The organism is Streptomyces stoeckheimensis, from assembly GCF_045822005.1.
GTDB lineage: Bacteria > Actinomycetota > Actinomycetes > Streptomycetales > Streptomycetaceae > Streptomyces > Streptomyces stoeckheimensis.
Genome location: NZ_CP169550.1, coordinates 7,831,863 through 7,855,806, shown reverse-complemented (window position 1 = coordinate 7,855,806; position 23,944 = coordinate 7,831,863). Strand labels below are relative to the sequence as shown.

The 23,944-nt window shown below is 74.0% G+C and carries 16 protein-coding genes and 1 pseudogene; 8 read left to right on the top strand and 9 right to left on the bottom strand.

The window, feature by feature from the left end; all coding sequences use genetic code 11:
* Window positions 1–299: 299 nt before the first annotated feature.
* On the bottom strand, window positions 300–689 hold the full coding sequence (locus ACE1OC_RS35690; RefSeq protein ID WP_351442498.1) for an RNA-binding S4 domain-containing protein: 390 nt from the start codon (window positions 687–689) through the stop codon (window positions 300–302).
* A gap of 149 nt (window positions 690–838) precedes the next feature.
* Here ACE1OC_RS35690 and ACE1OC_RS35685 point away from each other — a divergent pair, with 149 nt between their 5' ends.
* The 3 genes from ACE1OC_RS35685 to ACE1OC_RS35675 all read left to right on the top strand — a co-directional run bounded on the left by ACE1OC_RS35685 (window position 839) and on the right by ACE1OC_RS35675 (window position 4,294).
* Window positions 839–1,234 (top strand): TOBE domain-containing protein, encoded by a 396-nt coding sequence (locus tag ACE1OC_RS35685; protein WP_407840469.1) that lies wholly within the window; start codon window positions 839–841, stop codon window positions 1,232–1,234.
* Between the two features lie 161 nt (window positions 1,235–1,395).
* Window positions 1,396–2,211, top strand: coding sequence for a molybdate ABC transporter substrate-binding protein (modA, locus tag ACE1OC_RS35680; protein WP_407840468.1), 816 nt, complete (start codon window positions 1,396–1,398; stop codon window positions 2,209–2,211).
* A 151-nt stretch (window positions 2,212–2,362) separates the two neighbouring features.
* Window positions 2,363–4,294, top strand: a complete 1,932-nt coding sequence (locus ACE1OC_RS35675) for an ABC transporter permease (RefSeq protein ID WP_407840467.1) — start codon at window positions 2,363–2,365, stop codon at window positions 4,292–4,294.
* 38 nt (window positions 4,295–4,332) lie between these two features.
* Here the strand turns inward: ACE1OC_RS35675 and ACE1OC_RS35670 are convergent, their stop codons facing one another.
* The 3 genes from ACE1OC_RS35670 to ACE1OC_RS35660 all read right to left on the bottom strand — a co-directional run bounded on the left by ACE1OC_RS35670 (window position 4,333) and on the right by ACE1OC_RS35660 (window position 10,235).
* A complete protein-coding gene (locus tag ACE1OC_RS35670; protein ID WP_407840466.1) occupies window positions 4,333–6,723 on the bottom strand; it encodes an ATP-binding cassette domain-containing protein in 2,391 nt (796 codons plus the stop codon).
* 133 nt (window positions 6,724–6,856) lie between these two features.
* Window positions 6,857–7,273: a VOC family protein gene (locus ACE1OC_RS35665; RefSeq protein WP_266959843.1), complete on the bottom strand. Its 417-nt coding sequence runs from the start codon at window positions 7,271–7,273 to the stop codon at window positions 6,857–6,859.
* A 109-nt stretch (window positions 7,274–7,382) separates the two neighbouring features.
* On the bottom strand, window positions 7,383–10,235 hold the full coding sequence (locus ACE1OC_RS35660) for a phosphodiester glycosidase family protein (protein ID WP_407840465.1): 2,853 nt from the start codon (window positions 10,233–10,235) through the stop codon (window positions 7,383–7,385).
* A gap of 230 nt (window positions 10,236–10,465) precedes the next feature.
* Here ACE1OC_RS35660 and ACE1OC_RS35655 point away from each other — a divergent pair, with 230 nt between their 5' ends.
* Window positions 10,466–11,203 (top strand): DUF4328 domain-containing protein, encoded by a 738-nt coding sequence (locus ACE1OC_RS35655; RefSeq protein ID WP_407840464.1) that lies wholly within the window; start codon window positions 10,466–10,468, stop codon window positions 11,201–11,203.
* A gap of 37 nt (window positions 11,204–11,240) precedes the next feature.
* On the opposite strand, the gene ACE1OC_RS35650 is transcribed toward ACE1OC_RS35655, so the two are convergent.
* Window positions 11,241–13,382: a SpoIIE family protein phosphatase gene (locus ACE1OC_RS35650; protein ID WP_407840463.1), complete on the bottom strand. Its 2,142-nt coding sequence runs from the start codon at window positions 13,380–13,382 to the stop codon at window positions 11,241–11,243.
* A 531-nt stretch (window positions 13,383–13,913) separates the two neighbouring features.
* Between ACE1OC_RS35650 and ACE1OC_RS35645 the strand changes: the two genes are divergently transcribed.
* Window positions 13,914–15,047, top strand: coding sequence for an SPFH domain-containing protein (locus ACE1OC_RS35645; RefSeq protein ID WP_407840462.1), 1,134 nt, complete (start codon window positions 13,914–13,916; stop codon window positions 15,045–15,047).
* A 29-nt stretch (window positions 15,048–15,076) separates the two neighbouring features.
* Window positions 15,077–15,997 (top strand): C40 family peptidase, encoded by a 921-nt coding sequence (locus ACE1OC_RS35640; protein ID WP_407840461.1) that lies wholly within the window; start codon window positions 15,077–15,079, stop codon window positions 15,995–15,997.
* A 527-nt stretch (window positions 15,998–16,524) separates the two neighbouring features.
* Here ACE1OC_RS35640 and ACE1OC_RS35635 read toward each other — a convergent pair.
* A pseudogene (locus tag ACE1OC_RS35635) lies at window positions 16,525–17,859 on the bottom strand (DUF6777 domain-containing protein); the annotation flags it as partial.
* A 200-nt stretch (window positions 17,860–18,059) separates the two neighbouring features.
* Here ACE1OC_RS35635 and ACE1OC_RS35630 point away from each other — a divergent pair.
* Both ACE1OC_RS35630 and ACE1OC_RS35625 read left to right on the top strand, forming a co-directional pair.
* On the top strand, window positions 18,060–19,361 hold the full coding sequence (locus tag ACE1OC_RS35630; RefSeq protein ID WP_407840460.1) for a streptophobe family protein: 1,302 nt from the start codon (window positions 18,060–18,062) through the stop codon (window positions 19,359–19,361).
* Window positions 19,362–19,526: 165 nt separating this feature from the next.
* A complete protein-coding gene (locus ACE1OC_RS35625; RefSeq protein WP_407840459.1) occupies window positions 19,527–19,913 on the top strand; it encodes a hypothetical protein in 387 nt (128 codons plus the stop codon).
* Window positions 19,914–19,921: 8 nt separating this feature from the next.
* On the opposite strand, the gene ACE1OC_RS35620 is transcribed toward ACE1OC_RS35625, so the two are convergent.
* The 3 genes from ACE1OC_RS35620 to ACE1OC_RS35610 are packed head-to-tail and all read right to left on the bottom strand — an operon-like array spanning window position 19,922 to window position 23,888.
* Entirely contained in the window at window positions 19,922–20,920 is a 999-nt protein-coding gene (locus ACE1OC_RS35620) for a serine/threonine-protein kinase (protein WP_407840458.1), read from the bottom strand.
* Entirely contained in the window at window positions 20,920–21,537 is a 618-nt protein-coding gene (locus ACE1OC_RS35615) for a hypothetical protein (RefSeq protein WP_407840457.1), read from the bottom strand. The genes ACE1OC_RS35620 and ACE1OC_RS35615 overlap by 1 nt, the downstream gene beginning before the upstream one ends.
* A gap of 5 nt (window positions 21,538–21,542) precedes the next feature.
* Window positions 21,543–23,888: an FHA domain-containing protein gene (locus tag ACE1OC_RS35610; protein ID WP_407840456.1), complete on the bottom strand. Its 2,346-nt coding sequence runs from the start codon at window positions 23,886–23,888 to the stop codon at window positions 21,543–21,545.
* Between the last annotated feature and the right edge of the window lie 56 nt (window positions 23,889–23,944).

Sequence of the window (23,944 nt, the reverse complement as noted above, 5' to 3'; positions counted from 1 at the left end):
ACTCAGAAAAAGTCGATAAGTCGACATGGGCGAGATGCGCACACCCTTGCGGAACGGCGGCCCCGGGAGCCGCCGGCACGGGCGAAGCCTCCGGGGGACCCGTGAGGCTCCGCCGCGACGCCCCTAGGGCCTGTCGTCAAAATCCCGTCGTCGCCCGAAGGGCGGCCGCGCGGCGTCTGGTGCGTGCTCTCGGCGTGCCGGGCGGAAGCCCGCGTACTGGACACGTACTTGGCTTCCGTCCGGTGCGGCGAGAGCACGTGCCAGGCGTCGCGCGGCAGACGGGAGTTTGACGACAGGCCCTAGCGGCCGCCGCGCAGGGTTTCGATCTCGCGGCGTTCGCGCTTGGTCGGGCGGCCCGCGCCGCGGTCGCGGATGCCGACCACCGCCGCCTCCACCGGGGTCGGCGGCGGCGGGCTGTTGTCGGTCAGACATTCGGCGGCTGCCGGAGCGCCGACCCGCTTGGACACCGGACGCCGGACCACCACGATGCGCTCGCGCCCCGCGTGGAAGAGGCGCACCTCGTCCCCGGCCCGCACCGCCTGTGCCGGCTTCGCGCGCTCCCCGTTGACCCGCACGTGTCCCGCCCGGCACGCCGTGGCGGCGATCGCCCGCGTCTTCGTCAGCCGGACCGACCAGATCCACACGTCGACCCGCGCCGACCCCGTACCCGCGGTTCCCTCTTCAGCCATGCCCCGACTTTAGCGAGGCGAGCCGGACCGGACCGAGCCCGTGGAAGCGGAATCGTTTTTGGCGGTTACGACAAGGTCGCCGGTATCTGCCATGGATATCATCCCAATGGAATTGCAAATGCCGCACACATGCCCCTACCTTGTCGCACATGCAGTCCTACACCATCGGTCAGGCGGCCCGTCTCCTGGGCGTCAGCCCGGATACCGCGCGCCGCTGGGCCGACGCCGGCCGCGTCGCGACCCATCGCGACGAGGGCGGTCGCCGGCTGATCGACGGGCGTGCCCTGGCCGCCTTCTCCATCGAGGTGGCCCAGGGGGCACACACCGAGGACGGCGAGACCTACACCTCGGCGCGCAACGCCTTCCCGGGCATCGTCACCGCCGTCAAGCTCGGCGACGTGGCCGCCCAGGTCGAGATGCAGGCCGGTCCCCACCGCCTGGTCTCCCTCCTCACCCGGGAGGCCGTCGACGAACTCGGGCTGCAGGTCGGCATGCGGGCCACCGCCCGCGTGAAGTCGACCAGCGTGCACATCGACCGCGCCTGACCCCGCCCGGCACCACCCCGCCCGGCGCCACCCAGTCCAGTACCGCCCAGTACCGCTCAGTACGACGCGTCCCCACCCGCTCCGCCCGTCACCGGCGCGGGTCACCACCGCGCGCATCCGGCACCAGGCCGGCCGCCGACCCGACCGAGGAGCACCAGCTCATGTCCCCGATCCTGCCCCTGAACCGCCGCACCGCCGCACTCGCCCTCTCCGCCGCCCTGCTCGTGCCGGCGCTCGCCGCCTGCGGCAGCGGCGACGACAAGAAGGACGCGGCCGCCTCCCCGGGCGCCTCCGCGTCCGCCGAGCCCAAGGCCGCGAACCTGACGGTCCTCGCCGCCGCCTCCCTCACCGACGTCTTCAAGACCGCCGGCGCCGCGTACGAGAAGGCGCAACCGGGCACCAAGGTCACCTTCTCCTTCGCCGGTTCGCAGGAGCTCGCCGCGCAGGTCAAGCAGGGCGCCCCGGCCGACGCGCTGGTCACCGCCGACACCAAGACCATGGAAGGCCTGCTGGCCCAGACCAACGACCCGGCGATCATCGCCAAGAACCGTCTGGTCATCGCCACCGGCAAGGGCAACCCGTTCAAGATCGCCGGCCTCAAGGACCTCGCCGACACCAAGATCAAGGTCGTGCTGGCCGCGCCCGAGGTCCCGGTCGGCCGCTACAGCAAGCAGATCCTCGACGCCCAGAAGATCGAGGTGAAGCCGGTCTCCCAGGAGCCCAACGTCCGCGCCGTGCTGAGCAAGGTCGAGCTGGGCGAGGCCGACGCCGGTCTCGTCTACAAGACCGACACCCTCAAGTCCGGTGACAAGGTCGCCGTGGTGGAGATCCCGGACGCCGAGAACGCCGTGGCCTCGTACCCGGCCGCCTCGCTCAAGGGCTCCAAGAACGCCGAGGCCGCGGCCGCGTTCGTGGCGTGGCTGACCACCCCGGAGGCCCAGAAGATCCTCCAGGACGCGGGCTTCCAGAAGCCGTAGCGGCCCGACGGTCCGGTGACGGAGAGGGACCGCGCGGTCCGGGGGGACGGGCGGTCCCTCTCCGTTCACCTCCCGCCGCACTACGCTTCACACGCCGCCCGGGCGTCCCGACGTCCCGGCGGCGTCCCGACATCCCCGGCCAGGAACCCACATGAGCAGACTCCGTACCCGCCGCGCCCGGCCCCCCGTGGCCCTGGCGCTCCCCGCGCTGCTCGCCGTGGCGTTCCTGCTGATGCCGCTCGTGGGCATCCTCACCCGCACCCACTGGCGCGATCTCGGCGCGCACCTCACCAGCCCCGGTGTGGTCGAGGCGCTCCGGCTCTCGCTGGTCGTGTCCCTGTGGGCACTCGGCTTCTCCCTCCTCCTCGGGGTGCCGCTCGCCTGGCTGCTGGCCCGCGTCGAGTTCAAGGGCAAGGCGCTGGTGCGCTCGCTGGTCCTGCTGCCCATGGTGCTGCCGCCCACGGTCGGCGGTGTGGCCCTGCTGCTCGGCTTCGGCCGGCGCGGACTGCTCGGACCCTGGCTGGAGGGCACCTTCGGCATCACGCTGCCCTTCCACACCTCCGGTGCGGTGATCGCGGCCACCTTCGTCGCGATGCCCTTCCTCGTGATCAGTCTGGAGGGCGCCCTCGGCGGTCTCAGGCCGAGCTACGAGGAGACCGCCGCCTCCCTCGGTTCCACGCCGCTGCGCGTGTTCTTCACGGTGACGCTGCCGATGGTGGCCCCGGGCCTGATCGCCGGAGCCGCGCTCACCTGGGCCCGGGCGCTCGGCGAGTTCGGCGCCACGATCACCTTCGCGGGCAACCTTCCGGGCACCACCCAGACCCTGCCGCTCCAGGTCTACCTGCTGCTCCAGGACCAGCCCGAGGCCGCCACCTCGGTGTCGCTGCTGCTGCTCGTGATCGCCATGGCCGTACTCATCGCCCTGCGCGGGAGGTGGACGGGAACCCCCGCGGCCCGCAAGGACCCCGGTGCGTTCGCGGTCGCCGAGGAGGCCGCCGGTACGGAGCCCGTGGGCCCCGTACCGCCCGGGTCCCCGGCCGACGGCGGGCACTGGCCGCTGCACGCCACCGTCACCGGTTTCAACGAGCTCACCCTCGACGCCGAACCCGGCACCACCATCGCCGTCGTCGGCGAGAACGGCGCCGGCAAGACCACCCTGCTGCGCGCCCTGCTCGGCCTGACCCCCCGCGCCCATGCCGAGCTCCGGCTCGGCGACGCCGACGTGACCGGCCTGCCCCCGCACCGGCGCCAGGTCGCCTGGGTCCCCCAGGACGGGGCACTGTTCCCGCACCTGAGCGCGCTCGCCAACACCTCGTACGGGCTGCGCGCCCGCCGGGTGCCCCGGGCCGTGGCCCGGGCCGAGGCGCAGGCCTGGCTGGACCGGCTCGGCGTCGGGCACCTCGCCCACCGCAAGCCCGCCCAGCTGTCCGGCGGGCAGGCCCAGCGGGTGGCGCTGGCCCGCGCACTGGCCGCCCGGCCCCGGCTGCTGCTGCTCGACGAGCCGCTCGCCGCCCTGGACCAGACGACCCGCGCCCACGTCCGGCACACCCTGCGCACCCATCTGGCCGGCTTCGGCGGGGTCTGCCTCATCGTCACGCACGACCCCGTCGAGGCGGTGTCCCTGGCCGACCGTGTCCTCGTACTCTCCGACGGGCGGACCCTGCAGGACGCTCCGCCCTCCGAGGTGACCCGGCACCCGCGCTCCCCGTGGGTGGCCCGGATGCTGGGGCGCAACGCCTGGCCCGGCACGGCCTCGGCCGACGGGCTGGAACTCGCCGCCGGGGGCCGCCTGGTGGTGGCCGAGGCCCTGCCCGCGGGGGCGCAGGCGCTCGCCATCATCGGCCCCGAGGCGGTGTCGGTGCACCGGGACCGCCCGAGCGGCAGCCCTCGTAACGTATGGCCCGGCACCGTACGGGAGATCACCTCGGTCGGCAGCCGGCTGCGCGTGCTCGTCGGCTCGGAGCAGGCGCCCGACCTCGTCGCGGAGATCACCCCCGAGGCCGCCGCCGAACTGGGACTCGTCGACGGCGCCGCGGTGTGGACCAGCGTGAAGGCGACCGAGGTCACCCTCGTACGGCTCTAGGGCGCGCGCTGGAAGCGCGCCCTGGAGCCGCCCGGCGCCTAGGCGCCCACGTAGGTGGCCAGGTGCTCGCCGGTCAGGGTGGCGCGGGCTTCGACCAGGGCGGTGGGGGTGCCCTCGAAGACGATCCGGCCGCCGTCGTGGCCGGCTCCGGGGCCGAGGTCGATGATCCAGTCGGCGTGCGCCATGACCGCCTGGTGGTGTTCGACCACGATCACCGACTTGCCCGAGTCAACGAGGCGGTCGAGGAGGCCGAGGAGCTGCTCGACGTCGGCGAGGTGCAGGCCCGCGGTCGGCTCGTCGAGTACGTAGACCCCGCCCTTGTCCGCCATGTGCGTGGCCAGCTTGAGGCGCTGCCGCTCGCCCCCGGAGAGCGTGGTGAGCGGCTGTCCGAGGCTGAGGTAGCCCAGCCCCACGTCCGCCAGCCGCTCCAGGATGCGGTGCGCGGCCGGGGTGCGCGCCTCGCCCGCGCCGAAGAACTCGGCGGCTTCGGTGACCGGCATCGCGAGGACCTCGCTGATGTCGCGGCCGCCGAGGTGGTGTTCCAGGACCGAGGCGTGGAAGCGCTTGCCCTCGCACTCCTCGCAGGTGGTGGAGACGCCGGCCATCATCGCCAGGTCCATGTAGATGACCCCGGCACCGTTGCAGGCGGGGCAGGCGCCCTCGGAGTTGGCGCTGAACAGGGCCGGCTTCACGCCGTTGGCCTTGGCGAAGGCCTTGCGGATCGGGTCCAGCAGGCCGGTGTAGGTGGCCGGATTGCTGCGCCGGGAGCCGCGGATCGCGCCCTGGTCGACCGAGACGACTCCCTCGCTCGCCGGGATCGAGCCGTGGACGAGCGAGCTCTTGCCGGAGCCGGCGACGCCGGTGACCACGACGAGCACCCCGAGCGGTACGTCGACGTCGACGCCCCGCAGGTTGTGCGTCTTCGCTCCGCGGATCTCCAGCTTTCCGTTGGGCTCGCGCACCGTCTCCTTCAGGCGTGCGCGGTCTCCGAAGTGCCGGCCCGTGATGGTGTCGCCCGCCCTCAGCCCCTCGACGGTGCCCTCGAAACAGATGGTGCCGCCCCCTTGGCCCGCGCCGGGGCCGAGGTCGACGACGTGGTCGGCGATGGCGATCGTCTCCGGCTTGTGCTCCACGACGAGCACCGTGTTGCCCTTGTCGCGCAGCCGCAGCAGGAGGCTGTTCATCTGCTGGATGTCGTGGGGGTGCAGGCCGACGGTGGGCTCGTCGAAGACGTAGGTGACGTCGGTGAGCGAGGAGCCGAGGTGTCGGATCATCTTGACGCGCTGGGACTCGCCGCCGGACAGCGTGCCCGAGGGCCGGTCGAGGGAGAGGTAGCCCAGCCCGATCTCCACGAACGAGTCGAGGGTCTGGCGCAGTGTGGCGAGGAGCGGGGCCACCGAGGGCTCGTCCAGGTCGCGGACCCACTTCGCCAGGTCGCTGATCTGCATCGCGCAGGCGTCGGCGATGCTGATCTTCTTGATCTTCGAGGACCGCGCCCCCTCGTTGAGCCGGGTGCCCTCGCAGTCGGGACAGACGCTGAAGGTCACCGCACGCTTCACGAACGCCCTGACGTGCGGCTGCAGCCCCTCGACGTCCTTGGACAGCATCGACTTCTGGAGCTTGGGGATGATCCCCTCGAAGGTGAGGTTGATCCCGTCGACCTTGACCTTGGTCGGCTCCTTGTGGAGCAGGTCGTGCAGCTCCCGCTTGGTGTACTTGCGGATCGGCTTGTCCATGTCGAAGAAGCCTGAGCCGGCGTAGATGCGGCCGTACCAGCCCTCCATCGTGTAGCCGGGGATGGTGAGGGCGCCCTCGCTGAGCGACTTGGTGTCGTCGTACAGCGCGGTCAGGTCGATGTCGTTGACCGAGCCCCGGCCCTCGCAGCGCGGGCACATGCCACCGGTGATGTTGAAGCTGCGCTTCTCCTTCACGGTCTGCCCGGCGCGCTCGATGGTGACGGCGCCGGCCCCGCTGATCGAGGCCACGTTGAAGGAGAAGGCCTTGGCCGAGCCGATGTGCGGCTTGCCGAGCCGGCTGAAGAGGATGCGGAGCATCGCGTTCGCGTCGGTGGCGGTGCCCACCGTCGAGCGGGGGTCGGCGCCCATCCGCTGCTGGTCGACGGTGATCACGGTGGTCAGCCCGTCGAGGACGTCCGCCTCGGGCCGTGCCTGGGTCGGCATGAAGCCCTGGACGAAGGTGCTGTAGGTCTCGTTGATCAGCCGCTGCGACTCGGCGGCGATCGTGTCGAACACCAGGGAGCTCTTGCCCGAGCCGGACACGCCGGTGAAGACCGTGAGCCGGCGCTTGGGGATCTCGACGCTGACGTCCTTGAGGTTGTTCACCCGCGCGCCGTGTACGCGGATCAGGTCGTGGACGTCGGCGGCGTGCGGCTCGGGTGACTGCGTGCCCGTCCTCGTGACCTTGCTCATCGTGTCTCCATACTGTTGGGCTGACGCCGCTCTGTCGGGCCGGCGCCGCCTTCTCGGTCGCGGCAACGCTCCCCTGTCTACCCGATCGGCGGTGTCATCCGGGGGCGGCACCAGGTAAGAGGGGCAGTGGATCTCAGCGCTTGCGCGGCTGGTGGAACCGGAGCATGTTGCCGGCCGGGTCGCGGAAGGCGCAGTCGCGGACGCCGTACGGCTGGTCGATCGGCTCCTGGAGCACCTCGCCGCCCGCGGCCCGGATGCGTTCGAAGGTGGCGTCGCAGTCGTCGGTGCTGAAGATGACACCGCGCAGCAGGCCCTTGGCCAGCAGTTCCGTCATGGCCTCCCGGTCGGCGGACGAGGCGTTGGGGTTCGCGACGGGCGGTTCGAGGACGATGTCCACATCGGGCTGCGCGGGCGACCCGAGGGTCACCCAGCGCATGCCCTCGAAGCCGACGTCGCCCCGGACCTCGAGACCGAGGACGTCCCGGTAGAAGGGGATCGCCGTGTCGTGGTCGTCGACGGCGATGAAGCACTGCGAAAGGTTGATGTCCATGGGTTTCACGCTACGGGCGGGTGGGCGGCCGGGGCTTCTCCGTTCCTGACCGGTTCAAGGTTCGCAGGTTCGCGGGTTCGTGGGTTCGTGGGTTCGTGGGTTCGCGGGTTCACCGGCCCGCGGCCGGCAGTACGGAGAGCCAGTCGCCCGCGGCGAAGGCGTCGGCGCCGATCACGGTGCGGCCGGTGCGCGGGGCCGCCACGGTGAGCACGCCCTCGGTGCGGCCGGCCGCGAAGCGGGGGGCGCCGACGGTGAGGACCACGGCCCGCTTGCCGGTGGCCCGGCGGAACTCCGCCAGGAGGCGCAGCCGCAGGGCGGCCTCCTTGCGGTCGACGGCCTGCGGTGCGTACGGCTCCACGACGGCCAGCGCACCCGTACCCGGTTCCCGGGCGGCCGTCGCGAGGGCCGCGCGCAGGGCCGTGATCCGCTCCAGCCCGCCGCCGGCGAGGGTGCGGCGCGTGGAGCCGAGCGGCAGGAACCGTACGCCCCGGTGCACGAAGGCCGGGCGGCCGGTGCCGGTCAGTGCGAAGTCGACGGCCGCGGTCGGGGCAGCGGCCGCGGCGGGCCGGGCACCGGCGGGCCGGGCACCGGCGGGCGCGATCGCGAACCGCCAGGGCCGGGAGTCCACCCGGGCCGCCGTGGCCACGATCGGATCGGGGGCGTCGGCCGTACGGACCACCCCGGTCGGCGGTGTCCGCGCCGCCAGGGTGTCCAGCAGCAGCCGCGGGGCGGGGCTCTCGGCCGGAGCCTTTGACGTGGCTCCGGTACGGGCCTTGGAGCGGGTGGGCGCGGGGGCGGCGGCGGTGGCCGCGAGTCGGGTCACGGCGAAGGGGCGCTCCGCCATCGCCGGGAGCGGCAGGCCGATCTCCCGCCAGCCGGTCCAGTCGACAGCGGGCCCGCGCAGGGTGACGGCGGCTCCCTGGCCGTCGGCGAGTTCCACCGCGGGCCGGGCCCCGGAACCGTCGCCGTGCACCCAGAAGGAAAGCGAGCGGGCCAGTTCGGGGACCCGGAGGGGACGGGGCGGGGTCGCCGCGGCGGTCCCGCCCCCGGCGGGCGGTGCGAGGGCGAGCCCCCGGCCGGGGCGGCCCTCCCCGGGCGCGGCGCCGGGACCGGTCCAGCGGGCGGCATCCTCCAGATCCGCGAGCGGCACGTCCGCCAGGCCCACCCCGAGGGCCAGCCGGGCCGGGGCCACGGAGGCGCGGGACCCGCCCGAGGTCCCGGCCGGGATCCCGCGCACCGTGGCGCGCAACTCACCCGTCGCGTTCGGGACTCGGGCGGTCACCGTGAATCCGCCGCGCCCGTCGTCGGCCACCTGCCACCGGGAACGGTCGAAGTCGAGCTCCACGTCCCGGGGTTCGACCACCGCGGCGGCGCCCTGCGCGTCGTACCCGGTCAGGACGAAGCGTGCGGTCTCCCCTTCCTCCGCGAACCCGATCCGCTCCGGCACGGCCCGGACCCGGGTCGGCTCCCCGAGCACGTCGAGGCGGAGCGCCCCGCTCGCCGCTCCGAGGCCCGCCCGCACCTCCACCGCACCGGGGCCCGACGCGCGCAGGACCCCGCCGGAATCGATCCGGCCCCGGCCCGACGGGAGGGACCACCCCGGAGCCCCCGGCTGCGCGGGCACCGGGCCGAGCTGCGCGTCGTAGGGGGTGGCCCTGAGGGTCCGGGTCAGGCCGGGGAAGGCGCGCGCCGCGCCGCCGACGGGCTCGATCCGGTAGCGGGTGGCGCGCCCGGTGCCGGCCGGGGCGGTCAGGACCAAGCCGTTGGGGACCGGGCGACGGCGGCCTTCGGACGGGGAGTTCTCCAGGGTCAGGGCCGACTCCCCGGTCAGCGCCGCGAGCAGGGTCGAGGAACCGCCGCCGTCCAGGTTGAGGGCCTCGTGGGCGCCGAGACGGTGCATCAGCCGGCCGAGCGCCGTCAGGGTCAGCCCTCCGCTGTCGCGTTGGCGGCCGTCGACGGTGACCAGGCGGGCCCGGCGGCCGTCGCGGGAGAAGCCGACGGCGGTGCGCGGCGCGGCCGCGTTGTTCGGCTCGCCGTCGTGGTTCTGCGGGACCCCGGCCACCACGAGCGCCTCCCGGCCGCCGACCGCGCTCGCCGGGAGCGGCCCGCCCCCGACCGGCAGCGGCCGGGCCGCCACGGCGACCGCGTCCCCGGGGCGCAGGGCGGCGAGTTCCCGCGCCGCCGTGCCCGCCGCGACCAGCAGGGTGGTCCCGGGTGCGGGACGCTCCCGGCGCGCGGGACGGCGTACCGCCGCGCGCACGGCCGCGACCCGGCCGTCGCGCAGCTCCACCGCCGGTCCGGACGCGGGGAGTCCGTCCGCCGGCCAGTCGGCGGTGTAGGCGGCGAAGCCCTCGGCGGGCGGCCGCGCGGTGTTGAAACCGGCGAGCGGGCGGACCGCGCCACCGGGCAGGGTGACGCTCCCGTCGAGGGTCAGGCGGAGCACCCGGCCCGGTCCGCCGGCGCCGAATCCGACGGCCTGTCCCGCGCCGGGCGAAGCCGCGTGCAGCAGCCGTCCGGCGCCGATGCCGGGGCCGAGCGGGGCGCCCGTACCCCGGATGTCGAAGAAGTCGCCGTTGACGGCGGCGACCACGCGGCGGCCGGGCCCGGCCGGGTGGCGTGCGGCGGAGTCGGAGACGGTGGCGTGCCCGCGGCCGCCGAGGTACTCCACGCGCACACCGGATCCCGCGCCCGTGCCTGTACCCGTACTTGTGCCTGTGCCTGTGCCCGCCAACTGCACGTCGAGTTCGTCGATGCGCAGCCACCGGTCGGCTTCGAGCCGGTCGTACGACTCCAGCCGCACCCCGGGGGCGATCTGCCGGGCGGTACGGTCCGTCTCGATCCCCTCGCCCTTGCCGTGCCCGGAGGCGTGGGCCGACGGGGGCGCCGGGGCCGCGAGCAGCACGGTGAGCAGGGCCGGCAGCATGACGGAAAACAGCGGGCGCAGGGGGCGCAGGGGGGACATCCAGGCAGGATCGGCCAGCCCCGTGCATATGAGCACATGAACACAGCGCTAGTTCGGTGACTGTCAGCCATTCGCCCGCACCGGCCCCGGGAAGCCGCCCCGGCGGGCGATCCAAGTCATCCAAAGGTGCGGTCTGAAATCTTGGCCCCGCCACATCTTCGACCGTGACCACATGGCGGCGGGCCGACGGGCCTTCTCCGCATGTCACCTGTTCCCGGGGGTACGACTTCATGTCTTTCAGCGCGACCGGCTCACCGCAGCCCGTCGACGAGCCGGTGCCGGACTTCACCCCGGAGCCCGTCGCTCTGCTGCGCCCGCCCGGGGGGCTCGCGACGGCCACGACCGCCCTGCTCGCACTCTCCGGCCTGTACGCCCTGCTCCTGACCGGAACCGGCCTGTACCTCGGCTTCGCCCTGCGGAACGGGAGCTACCCGGATGCGGGAACCGAGGACGGCGGCACCCTGCCGGACACCTTGATGGCCCTGGCGGGCCTCCTCGAGATTCCCCTGCTGATCGTCACCGCGGCCCTGTTCATCACCTGGTTCCACCGCGTCCACCACAACGCCCTGATCCTCGGCCCGGACGCGGTCACCAGGTCTGCGGCCTGGGCCATCGGCGGCTGGTTCGTGCCCTTCGCCTTCCTCCGCATCCCGTACAAGACGGCCAAGGAGATCTGGTCCGCCAGCCGCCTGCGCGGGCCGGACGCGGCCCACCGGCCCGTCTCGACGGCCCCCATCACCACGTGGTGGCTGGTGTGGATCGCCGCGCTGTTCGCCAACCGCGTCTTCGGCATCCTCCACGACCGTGCCGACGACGCGGACGGGCTCGCGACGGCGGCCACCGCCGCGGCCGTGTACGGGGTCGTGCTGCTCGCGGCCTCGGTCCTCGCGATCCGCTTCGTGCGCGGACTGACGGCGATGCAGATCGCCAAGGCCGCGCAGGGCCCGGGCCCGTTCGCGGCCGAGTAGCCCGCGAAACCCACCCGGCCCCGGCGGGCCCGCGCGCCTACGCGACGCCGGGCTCCCGGGACGGGGACTGGACGGCGAACTCGCACCACACGCACTTCCCGCCGCCCCGAGGCTCCACGCCCCAGGCATCCGCGAGCCGGTCCACCAGCATCAGGCCGCGCCCCGACACCGCCCAATCGTCGGCCTCCCGGCGCCGCGGGAGCGCGCTGCTGGTGTCCTCCACCTCGATCCGGATCCGGCCCTCCGGGGTCAGCCGCATGCTGACCCCGCCGACACCGTCCGTGTGGACCAGCGCGTTGGTCATCAGCTCGTCCGCCGCCAGCTCGATCTCGTCGGCCTGCTCCCACGCACCCCACGCCGCGGCTGCGGCCCGGATCAGGTGGCGGGCCATCGCCGGGGCGTCCGGGTCCCCGGGGGTGAGGCGGTGGCGCAGCGGGCCGCCGCCGCGCGGGAGCGGGGTGCCGCGCCGGCGCAGCAGGAGCAGGGCCATGTCGTCCCCGCCGCCCGAGTCCCCGACCAGGTCGCACAGCAGGTCGGCGAGTTCCTCCACGTCCGCCGGTCCGTCCCGGACCGCCTCCATGAGCTCGCGCACCCCCGTGTCGGGGTCGCCGCCGGGCCGTTCGGTCAGACCGTCCGTGCACAGCAGCAGGGTGTCCCCGGGGTGCAGTTCGAGGCTGGTGACGGGGTATCCCGTACCGGCGGCGCGGGAAGCGCCCGGGGCGCCGGAAGCCCCCGCGTCGCCGCCGGAGGCACCCGCACCGGGCGCCCCCGGGTCGGGCACCGGCAGGCCCAGCGGCAGCCCGCCCGCCACCTGTACCCGGTGGCAACTGCCGTCGCCGCGCCGCACCACGGGGTCGAGGTGCCCGGCACGGACCAGCCGGGCCATGCCGCTGGTGAGGTCGATGTCGGCGTACGTGCACGTGGCGAAGCGTTCCGTCTCCAGGTCCTGGAGGAAGGCCGAGGCCCGCGCCATGGCCGCGCCGGGCGTGTGGCCTTCGGCGATGTACGCGCGCAGCGCGATGCGCAGCTGGCCCATGACGGCGGCGGCGTCCGTGTCGTGGCCCTCCACGTCGCCGATCATCACGCCGACCCGGCCCTCGCCGAGCGGGACCACGTCGTACCAGTCGCCGCCGATGTCCCGTCCCATCCGGGCGGCGCGGTACCGCACGGCGATCTGCGCGCCCGCCACCTCCGGGATCCGGCGCGGCAGCATGGCCGTCTGGAGGCCCTCGGCGAGGTCGTGCTCCTGCTCGAAGAGGATGGCCCGCTGGAGGCTCTGCGCGATGCCGCTGCCGAGGGCCATCAGCACGTTGCGCTCCTCGGCGTCGAAGTCGCCCTCCCGCGTGTAGAGCAGCCCGAGCGCGCCGACGGGCCTGCCCTGGGCGATCAGCGGCAGGTAGACCCCGCTGCGGACGGCCAGCGGCTCGATGTACGGCCACAGGTCCGGGTAGCGGCGCTGGAACTGCTCGCGGGAGGACAGATAGACCGGCAGCAGGGTCCGTACCGCCTCGCTCATCGGCAGGGGCGCGTCGATCCGCGTGTACTCGGTCTCCGGTACGTACGCCCCGAGCTGCCCCTCCGCGACCAGGTGGATGCGGCCGCCGTCCACCACGCCGAGCATGACGCTGACCGCGCCGAGGTGGCCGAGGGCCTCGGGGTCCTTGAGGACGTCGGTGACGTCGTTGACGGTGCGGGCGTGCGCCAGGATCGCCGTGGTCCGCTCGATGACCCCGGTCATGCGGCGCCGGCCCTCGTCGCGCTCACCGGCCGCGCCGGGCTCGCCGGGGTCGTGGACGGCGTCGCGGAGGATCCCGATGATCCGGTACGGACGCCCGTGCGGGTCCCGCAGGATGCGCCCCTGGACATGGGTCCAGCCCGGGGCGCCTTCCCGGTCGCGGCTGCGCACGTAGGCCCCGTAGTGACTGTGGCCGGCCTTCAGCGCCTGGGCGACCCGCGCGTCGAGCCGGACCTCTTCGCCGGGCGCGAGGCGGGCCCGCAGTCCGGCGGGGGTGCCGGTGAACTCCTCGGGGCGCAGGTCGAGGACCTCGAGGGCGGTGGTGTCCAGGAACATCTGCCCGCTGTCGAGGTCCCAGTCGAAGGTGCCCATGTGGTTGAGCGCGAGGCTCGTGTCCGTCCGGGCAGGCCACTCGACCTGGGGGGTCACTCCCCTTTCGGCCACACCTTCAGGGTCTCACTCTTCGCCGGTCCGTGCCGGTGCGCGGGAGCCTGCCGGGACGGTACCGGGGCAAGGGTGCGGGTTCGCGGTACGCGAAGGACGGGTGCGGCGTGTCGAACGGGCCCCGATCCCCTTTGTGTGCTAGCGGCGCCCCCTGGACACCGGGCGGCGGACGAAAAAGGACCAAAGTCCCGGCCTGTCGTGACTTTCGCTGAATAGCCGACTTGTACGATTTCGCGAAGATCGATCCGTTCATGATCATCTTTGCTGGCGTCAGGAACCCCCCGGAACGGGGCCGTTGACGCCCACGGCTGTGTGGGGTGTGGCTTGTCGCGAGCGCCGAAGACGACCGGAGAACCGGCCGGAATACCGAGGGGAGGGGCGGAAAGGACGGAGGAAGGGGCCCAGACCCCCGGACACATATCCGCCCCTCTCACCGACTCCGACTCCGACTCCGGTTCCGGTGCCGGTGCCGGCTCCGGCTCCGGCCCGGCCGCCGGGCACGGGGCCCGTACCGGGCGCGGGAGTCTGGTCGTGCGTCCGTACCGGGATCCGCTCGTCCTCGGGCCGCTCTTCCGTGACGAGGGACCGGACGGCTCCCGCACCGCGACCGCCGCGGGCCCCGACGGTCCGGCTGCCCCCGGCGCCCCGGCCGGACCCCGCCGGTCCGGCCCCGCGCCGACGGATCCCGACACCCTTCGGCAGGCCCCCGTCCGCACGGCGATACCCCGGCCCGCCCCTCCGGCCACGGCGGCTCCGGCCCACCCCCGGACCCTTCCCGCCGTGCTCGACCCCGAGCTCACCGAACACCCCGCGCGGGCCTGTTCCGGCTGGTGGGCCCTGCTCACCGCCGCGCTCGCCACGGGCGGCGCCGCCGTCCTCGCGCGGTTCGAGGAACTCCGCCCCTCCACCTCCCCCGCCGAGGCCTGGCCCCTGGCCGTCGTCGTGTGCTGCGCGCTCCTCGCACTCACCGCGCTCTGCGGACTGCGGCGCGGCCTCACCGGCCAGGCCTGGTCGCTGACCCTGTTCGGCCGCTACCGCGGCACGATCCGGCGCACCGGCCTCATCTGGTCCAACCCGTTGCGCCGCCACACCCGCGTCGACGTCCGGCTGCGCCACTGGCGCAGCGAGCCGCTCTGCGTCGTCGACTCCGAGGGCACCGCGCTGCGGTCCGTCGTCCTCGTCGTATGGCGGGTCAGGGACACCGCCCGCGCGTTGCTGGCGGTCGACGACCACACCGCGTACCTGCGCGGACAGGTGGAGTCGGCGACCGCCCGGGTGCTCTCCCGGATGCCCGCCGACTCCTTCGGCCCGGAGCCGGACGGGCCGGAAACCCTGCGGGACACCGAGGCCGTCGGCGACGAGCTGACCCGACTGCTCGCCGCCGAGTGCAAGGCCGTCGGCGTCGAAGTCTTCTCCGCCCGGCCGCTGCACGTCGAGTACGCCCCCGAGGTCGCCGCCGCGATGCAGCGCCGCCGGGTCGCCTCGATCGACGCGCGGCACCGGGACTCCGTCCTCACCTCCGTGCTCGACGCCGTCGACGACACCGTTCACCGGATGTCGGACCGCGGGCTCGTGAGCCTGGACGACTACGAACGCAAGGCCCTGGTCAAGGACTTGACCGTGGCCTTCTACACGGCGCGCGGCCCTGCCGCCGACGCGCGTTGACAACACCCCCGATGGAAAAGGAATCATGCATGCGCACGCCCGAGTTCACCGAAGAAATACCCGACAGCTGTGACTGCACCGGCTGCGCGCGCGGCACGACGGCCATGACGGCCGCCGCGACCCGCCGCCGTCGCTGCACCCTGCGCGGCGCCGTGGTCGCGGCCGTCGGCGCCACGCTGCTGATGGGCACCGGAGTGGGCACCGCATCCGCCGAGCCGGCACCGGCGCACGCCGGCTGGGACGGTTCGAAGTACTGGTACAAGGACGCGACCGGCTGGTGGCGCTGGACGCAGCACTACAGCAAGTACGTGGCGAGCAGCGGCGGTTCCTCCGCCGCCGCCTCGTCTCCCTCCTCATCCTCCTCCTCGTCCTCCTCCGTACGCACCTCCGAGCCGACCTTCCGCGGCCGCGCGGGCTGGGACGCGACGGACCGCGTGTACTGGTACAAGGACTCCACCGGCTGGTGGCGCTGGACCCAGCACAAGGACAAGTACGAGCGCTTCGCCGGCGGCTCCGGCTCCTCCTCGGGCTCGTCCGGTTCTTCGGGCTCCTCCGGCTCTTCGGGTTCCTCCGGAACGCCCATCCGCCAGGGCACGGAGGGCGCCATCTCCTTCGCCAACAGCCACCTCGGCGACCCGTACGTCTGGGGTGGCAACGGCCCCCGAGGCTGGGACTGTTCGGGCCTGGTCCAGGCCGCGTACCGCTCCGCGGGCATCACCCTCCCCCGCGTGGCCTCCGACCAGTACCGGGCCACCACCCCGATCTCCCGCTCCGAGCTGCGCCGCGGAGACCTGGTGTTCTGGACCTCGAACGGCAGCACCTCGGGCATCCACCACGTCGCCATCTACCTCGGCGACGGCAAGTACATCGAGGCCCCCCGCCCGGGCAAGCAGGTCCGCGTCTCCAGCTTCAGCGCGTACAACCCGAACATGTACGGCCGCGTCCGCTAGCGGCGTCCGCAGGGCCCGGACCCCGCCCGACACGAAGACCTCCCCGAGGGCCGATGGCCCTCGGGGAGGTCTTCGTGTCGGGCGGGGTCCTACTGGTTGCTGTTACCGGCCGGGCCTCCGTCCGAACCCTGGTCGGTGTCGCCTCCGGGCCCGACCGGGGAGGGCGGGGGCGGCGGCGGGGCCTGTGAGGTGGCCGGCGGCGGGGGCGGGGGCGGCGGCGGGGGCGGGGGCGGCGGCGGGGGCGGGGGCGGCGGGGGCGGGGGCGCCTGGGTCGGCGGCGGGGGCGGCGGCGGCTGGAGTTCGGGCTCCTCCGAGATCAGCGGCGGGGGCGTCGGCTTCGGCTTCGGCGGCTCGGGCCGCGCCGAGGTCGCGGGGGGCTCCGGCACCACCGAGCTCTTCTCGGGCGTCGGCGCCACCGAGCTCTTCTCGGGCGTCGGCGACGGGGACGGCGTCGGCGACGTCCGGCCCGCGGACGCGGAGGCCGACTTGGACGGCGAGACGGACGGTGACTCGGAGGGGGACTCCGAGGGCGACTCGGACGGTGACTCCGACCCGGTCGCCGACGCCGACACGGACTCCGAAGGCGACTCGGACGGGGACTCCGAGGCCGACTCCGAAGGCGAGACCGACGGGGACTCCGACGGCGACTCGGACGGGGACTGAGACGGCGACTCGGACGAGGATTCGGACGGCGACACCGACGGGGACGGCGATGTCGACGACGTGGAGGTGTCCGTCGGCGAGGGCGAAGTGCCCGTCGGGGACGGCGACGTGAACGTCGGCGACGGCGGCGGGGTGGTGAAGATCGGGGTCGGGATCACCGGCGGCGGGATCGGCCTGTCGTGGCGGCCTTGGTGGTGGCCCCGGTCACGCTCGTACCAGCGGCCGTTGCCGTAGTCGTAGATCACGAACTTGTTCACGATGATCACGGACGGCGCGATGACCACGACCCGCGAGGGCTGGTACGAGGTCCAAGGCTGCCCGAACCGCTTCGGGTTGGCCTTCAGCGCCACCGGCGGCCCCAGCGGGTTCCCGCAGGCGCACCGCACCCGCGGCACCCCCCGGTCGTCCACGAGCACGGCGGTCCCGGCCTGGAGTACGGACTGGTAGCTGGTGGAGCGGCCGTCCACGTAGCCGTGGTTGGTGACCCGGGTGTCCACCCGGAGCTGGACCGGGGTGAGCGAGCGCAGGTACGACGGCACGGCCGTCGGCTGGATGCCGAGCGACGAGGCGAAGGCGGCGTTCTTGGAGGGCTGCGCCGAGAGGACCCGGATCTGCTTCTCGACGTCACAGGCGGGCACGTTCGGCGTGCCCCCGTACAGCTCCGGCGAGGCGCCGCTGACGCTGCGGGTGGTCGTGGTCGCCGCGGACGACGGGGGATTCGCCGGCGGCTTCGATTCGGGCTTCTTGTCCGGCGTCGAGGGCGGCGGGCTCTCGGGCGGCGCCGTGGCCTGCTTGGCCGCGGTGGACTCGGTGAAGGGGTCGGGCCCGGAGGCCGCCGCGGGCTGCAGGAAGACCTCGTTGCCCGCGGAGGTGGTGGTACCCCCGCCCCCGCTGGGCCTGGTCAGGACGACGGCCAGGGTCACGGCGGCTGCGAGGGCGACGATGGTGGTGGCGAGCCGGGGTACGGAGCGCCACCAGGGCTTGTGCGGGGGCTCGGGGGGCCCGGGAGGCACCCCGCTCCCGGATCCTCCGGGAGGGGCCGGCGGCGGAGGTGGCGGGGGCCCTTCCCGGCCCCCGGAGAGGGGACCGGACGGCGGGCCCGTGGGGCGCCCGGACGACGACGACGGCGGCGGCTGCGAGGGCGGCTGTGACGGCTGTGTCGGCCACGGCGGCTGCTGGCCGGAGGGTTGAGTGGTCACGGGCTCTTCTTCCCAGGCGGAGGGGTTCCGGTCCCCTGTGGACGTTCCGCTGCGGACCCTTCGGTCGTTGCTCCGTGGACGTTCCGTTATGGAACTTCCACGGGTCATCAGCGGAAATCTCCGGATTTCGTGCACTCCTGGCGACCATTGTGTGCGCCGTCCGGGTGGTGGCCGCAAGCGGAGCTGCCTACGGTGGCAGGGTGAGCCATCCAACGGCACCGGCCGCGCGAGCCTGGCGCGACGCCCTCGTCGCGGTCCTCGCGGGCTTCGCGGTGATGGCCGTCGTCGGCGCCGCGGGGCTGGCCCTCGCCGGCGCGGGCGATCTGCCCGGCGGCGCGTTCCCGCACGTCGTGGCCGCCGTCGTCCTGATGGCCGCGGGCGGGTCGGTCGAGGTGACGGGCGGGGCCGGCTTCCTGGCGGGGGCCGACGCGAGCCTGTCCGTACTCCCCCTCTCCGTCAGCCTGGCCGGCGCGCTGACCACCGGCTGGCTCTTCCTGCGCCCCCTGCACAACCGTGCCGTGGCGGGCGTGCGCGAACTCCTCGCCCGCGCCGCGCCCTTGGTGCTCCTCTGGCTGGCGGCACTGACCGGAGTCGCCCTGCTGTCCCGCCAGAACTTCACGGTCTCCACCGGCGATTCGGTCCTCGGCGACATCGGCGAAGTCCTCGACGCCGGCCCCAAGGTGGGCTTCGAGGCCGCGATCCCCGCCAGCCTCGGCTACGGACTGCTGTGGATCCTGGGCCTGTTGCTGGTCTCCCTGCTGGTGTCCCGGCGCGCACCGCTCCCGACGGGGCTGGTCCGCTTCCACGCGGCGGTGCGGCCCGCGGCCTTCGCCGTGGTCGCACTGCTCCTCGCGTACGTCGTCCTCGGGATCGGGGTCGGCCTGGTCGTGGCGGGGACCCAGGGGCACGCGGACCGCACCCTGGCGGTCATCCTGCTGGGCCTGCCCAACCTGGTCTGGCCCGCCCTGACCCTCGGCTTCGGCGGGGCCTGGGAGGGCAAGGCGGAGGGTCCGTTCGGGCTGCCCGTACCGCGGGTCCTGGACGAGGTGCTGCGCGTCACCGGCCGGGACTCCGGCGCGGCCTCGGACCTGTCCACCATCGACGTGGCCTCGCTCGCCGAGCGGGACTCCCGGGCGTGGTGGCTCGTCGTGCTGGCCGTCGTCCTCCTGCTCGCCGCCGGGGCCCTGGCCGCCGCCCGCTCGCCCGCGCACGTCCGTCCCTGGCAGCACGCCCTCCACCTGGCCGTCGCCCTGGCCCTGGCCACCCTGGTGGTCTGCCTGCTGGCCCGGATCCAGGCCCAGTTCGGCCTCACCCTGCTGGGTCTCGGCGACGTCGACGACCTCAGCGGCAACGTGGAGCTGCGCCCGCTGCTCTGGCGCACGGTCGGGCTCGCCTTCCTCGCGGGCGCCGTGGCGGGTTTCCTGGGCGCCCTGCTCCCCCGCCGCCGGGGCGAACCCGGCCGCCGGACCCCCGCCGAGCAGGCCGGTCCCGCCGCCCGCTGACCCGCTGACCCGCTGGCCCGCTGACCTCCTGACCCGCTGACCCGCTGACCCCCTGACCAGGCCGCCCGCACCGGCCGCCCACCCCGCCCACCCGTTGCGCCGTTCGAGTGAACGGACGCACATCGGCTCATCGGGGGATCGTTTCCGCATGACACGCTCGTCTCCGTGAACATGACCAAAGGCCTGTTCCGGCCGCTTCACGCCGCTGGCCTGATCTCCCTCTCCGCACTGGCCCTGACCCTCTCCACCGCCCTGCCCACGCAGGCGACCGGCCCCGGCGCCCGCCACCTCTCCGGCGACACCGGCCGCAAGGACTCCTCCGCGCAGGCGGTGTCCGTCAGCAGGGTGTTCTGCCCGCGCGGAACGGCCGTGCAGTCCGGCGGGTACTCCACCACCCACTGGGACCACGGCCGCGACGGCACCCTCCGGCACACCGTCCTGGCCTCCCACCCCGTCGTCGACGCACACGGCCGCAAGGGCTGGTACGCCTCGGCCGCACACGCCGAGGTCACGGCCCACGTCGTGTGCGCGCCCTCCCCCGACCAGGACTAGGGCCGGAACTAGAACACCGGCAGCGCCCACCTGGGCGGCGGTGGCGGCGGCCCGTCGGAAGCCGCCCGGGCGGGCGCACGGTCGGGCACACGGACGAACGCCGCCACCCCGGGGCCCGGGCCCTCCCCCGCACCCGCGTGCCGCAGCGCCCCCGTGAACTCCAGGCAGCTCCCCCACCGGTCCTCGGGCGCCTTCGCGAGGGCCCGGGCCAGCACCTCGTCCACCCCCGGCGGGAGTCCCTCCCGCCGCGTGGACACCGCCGGCGGCGGATCGTACTGGTGGGCCCAGAGCAGCGCCATGTCGTCGTCGCGCTCGAAGGGCGGGCCGCCGGCCAGGGTCTCGTAGACCACGCACCCCAGGCTGTAGACGTCGCACCGGCCGTCGACCGGTTTCCCGGCGATCTGCTCGGGCGCCACGTAGTCCAGGGTCCCGACGAACTGCCCGACGCTCGTGAACCCGGTCAGCGACAGCGATTTCTTCGTGAGCCCGAAGTCGGTCAGGTAGACGTGCTCGGGGTGTTCGCTGTCGGTGCCGCCCGCGACCAGGATGTTGCCGGGCTTCACGTCCCGGTGCACCAGGTCGTGGGCGTGCGCCGCGTCCAGGGCCGAGGCGACCTGGCCGGCGATCCGGGCCGCCGCCTCCACGGGCAGCGGGCCCGTCCGGTCGAGCATGGCCCGCAGGTCCTGGCCGGGCACGTACCGCATGGCGATGTACAGCATCCCGTCGGTCTCCCCCGCCTCGAAGACGGGCACGATGTGCGGGTGGTCGATGGCCGCCGCCACCTTCGACTCGTGCGCGAACCGCTTCCGGAAGACGTCGTTGCGCGCCAGTTCGGGCGCGAGGAGCTTCAGGGCGACCGTCCGGTCCAGCCGTACGTCGTGCGCGCGGTAGACGACCGCCATCCCCCCGCGCCCGATCTCGGCCTCCACCACGTACCCGGCGATCTGCCGCCCCCGCAGGTCGGACTCCCGCCCGCGGAACGGCTCCGCAGCCGGTTCGGAGCCCATCAGCCCGCCTCCGGCCGGGGCAGCTCCACGATCTTCGTGGGCTCGTGCGGAACGTCTCGTACGTCGCCACGGCCCTCGGTGTCGGCTTCCGGCGGCGGCGTCTGCGGCACGGGCGGGGCACCGGGTCCCGCGACGACCGCGTAGGTGGCCAGGCGGCTCCCGTCCCCGTACATCCACCGTCCCGCCGTCTCGTCGTAGAGCCACACGGACTCCCCGTCGACGACGACGCCGACGCGCAGTCCCCGCAGGGACCGCCGGAAGGATTCGGGGTCGAGCCGCCCGGAGGCGAGGTCGGTGACGGCCCGCCGGTAGCGCTCCAGATCCTCGGCACACCGCGTGAGCAGCGGCTGCGGGTCCTCGACGCGCGTCAGCGGGCGCCCGCCGGTCGGCGGGGGCTGCGGCACGGCGAGGAGCAGGCGCCCGTCGACCCAGGCGGACCATCCGTTGGCGCACAGGACCTCCCCCCATTCCCCGCGCCGGGTCAGCAGCCGCACGGGGAGGAAGGCGTCGAGCGCCACCGTCGGGCGGGACAGGTCCGGGGTCTCCCATGCGGGGAGTCCGTCCTGCGGAACGATGTGGGTGGGCCGGAATTCCGCGGCTTGGCCGGGGCTGGTCATCGCGGCTACTTCCGCATGATGGCCGGCTCGTGGCGGCGCAGCACCCGGCCCACGAGTACGCCGAACAGCACGGCCAGTCCGACGAGCGCCGCCACCTCCGTGAGCCACAAGCGGGGCTTGTGGTCGAACATCGGGTCCTGTGTGATCTTGCCGGGCACGATGGCTCCGAGGTCGATGGTTGCCGACATCGCGCCCATGGCCCAGCGGGCCGGCACGAACCAGGCGAACTGTTCGATGACGGGGACCCCGGTGAGTTTCAGCAGGGAGCCGCAGAAGACGACCTGCACGATGGTGAGCAGGACCAGCAGCGGCATGGTGACCTCTTCCTTGGTCACCAGGGCGGAGATCAGCAGTCCGAGCACCATGGCGGTGACGGACAGCAGGGCGACGACGAGGGTGATCTCGATCAGCGGGGGCAGGAAGAGGCCCTTGCCGCCGGGGGCGTTGGTCTTGACCCCGGCGAGGCCGACGAGGGTGAGGACCACCGCCTGGCCGACGGTGATGGCGCCGAGGACCACCACCTTGGACATCAGGTAGGCCGACCGGGAGAGCCCCACGGCACGTTCGCGCTGGTAGATGACGCGTTCCTTGACCAGTTCGCGGACGGCGTTGGCGGCTCCGGTCAGGACCCCGCCCACGCACAGGATGAACAGGGCGTTGAGCGCCGTCTCCGCGTTGAGTTCGCTGCCGGCCAGGGCCCGGGCCATGGCACCCATGACGAACGGCAGGGCGACCATGATGATCAGGAAGGTGCGGTCGGCGCTGAGCACGGCGGCGTACCGGCGGATCAGGGTGGAGAGCTGCGAGCCCCAGCTCTGCGCCTTGGGCGGCGGCTTGGGCGCGATCCCCGCGGCCCTGTCGCCGGCCCCCGCGAGCGGGACCCGGCCGGCGACGTCGACGTAGCGGCGGTGCAGCGGCGAGGCGCGGTGCTCCCCGGCCCAGTCGCGCTCGCGCTCGTTCTCGAAGGCTTCGAAGGCCTCGGGCCACTGTTCGAAGCCGAAGAAGCCGAGCGCCTCGTCCGGGGGCCCGTAGTACGCGATGCGGCCGCCGGGAGCGAGGACCAGGAGGCGGTCGCAGACGCTCAGGTTGAGCACGCTGTGGGTGACGACGATGACCGTGCGGCCGTCGTCGGCGAGGCCGCGCAGCATGTTCATCACCGAGCGGTCCATGCCCGGGTCGAGCCCGGAGGTGGGTTCGTCCAGGAAGAGCAGGGAGGGCTTGGTCAGCAGTTCCAGGGCGACGGAGACGCGCTTGCGCTGGCCGCCGGAGAGGCTGTGGATGGGCTGGTCGGCGCGCTGCTGGAGGCCGAGTTCGCCGATCACCTCGTCGACCCGGGCCTCGCGTTCGGCCTTGGCGGTGTCCTGCGGGAAGCGCAGCTCGGCTGCGTAGGCGAGGGCGCGGCGCACGGTGAGCTGGGCGTGCAGGATGTCGTCCTGCGGGACGAGGCCGATGCGGCTGCGCAGCTCGGCGTAGTCCCGGTAGAGGTCGCGGCCGTCGTAGAGGACGGTGCCGTGGTCGGCCGGGCGCAGGCCGGTCAGCGCGCCGAGCAGGGTGGACTTGCCGGCGCCGCTGGGGCCGACCACCGCGAGCAGGGTGGTGGCGCCGACGGGGAACGAGACGCCGTCGAGGAGGGTCTTGCGGCCGTTGTCGACGGCCACGCGCAGGTCCTGGACGTCGAGGGAGACCTCGCCGGTGTCCACGTACTCCTGGAGCTGGTCGCCGACCAGGCAGAAGGCGGAGTGGCCGATGCCGACGATGTCGCCCTCGCCGATGGCGGCGGCCCCGGTGAGGCGGGCGCCGTTGAGGTACGTGCCGTTGTGGCTGCCGAGGTCCGCGATCTCGTACCTGCCATCGGGGCGGGCGCGCAGTTCGGCGTGGTGGCGGGAGACGACGAGGTCGTCGATGACGAAGTCGTTGTCGGGGGCGCGGCCGATGCGGACGGCGGCCTGGGGGGCCAGCGGGCGGACCGAGGTCGGCCGCCGGAAGGTGGTGGTCATGTCCGGGCGGGAGACCGAGGAGGGCCGGGCGGCGGCGGGTTCGGCGAAGCGGACGCGCGGTCCGTCGGCGGCGCTGCCGAAGCGCAGTTCGCTGCCGACGCCGACCGCCCACTCGCGGACGCGGTGGCCGTCGACCCACGTTCCGTTGGTGCTGTCCTCGTCCTCCAGCGTCCAGTGGTCGCCGTCCGGACGCAGGATCGCGTGGTGCCAGGAGACGCGGGCGTCGTCGAGGCAGATCTCGCAGAGGGGGTCCCGGCCGACGTGGTACGTCCGGCGCGGGCTCATCGCGGTGGAGCCCCTGTCCGTTTCCAGGAGGAGCTCTGGCGCGGTCGGCACACCGGGGCGCTGGGCCATGGGGCGATTTTCCCACGATCCGGCGCGCCCGGCATAACCGCAGGTCAGACCTGCGT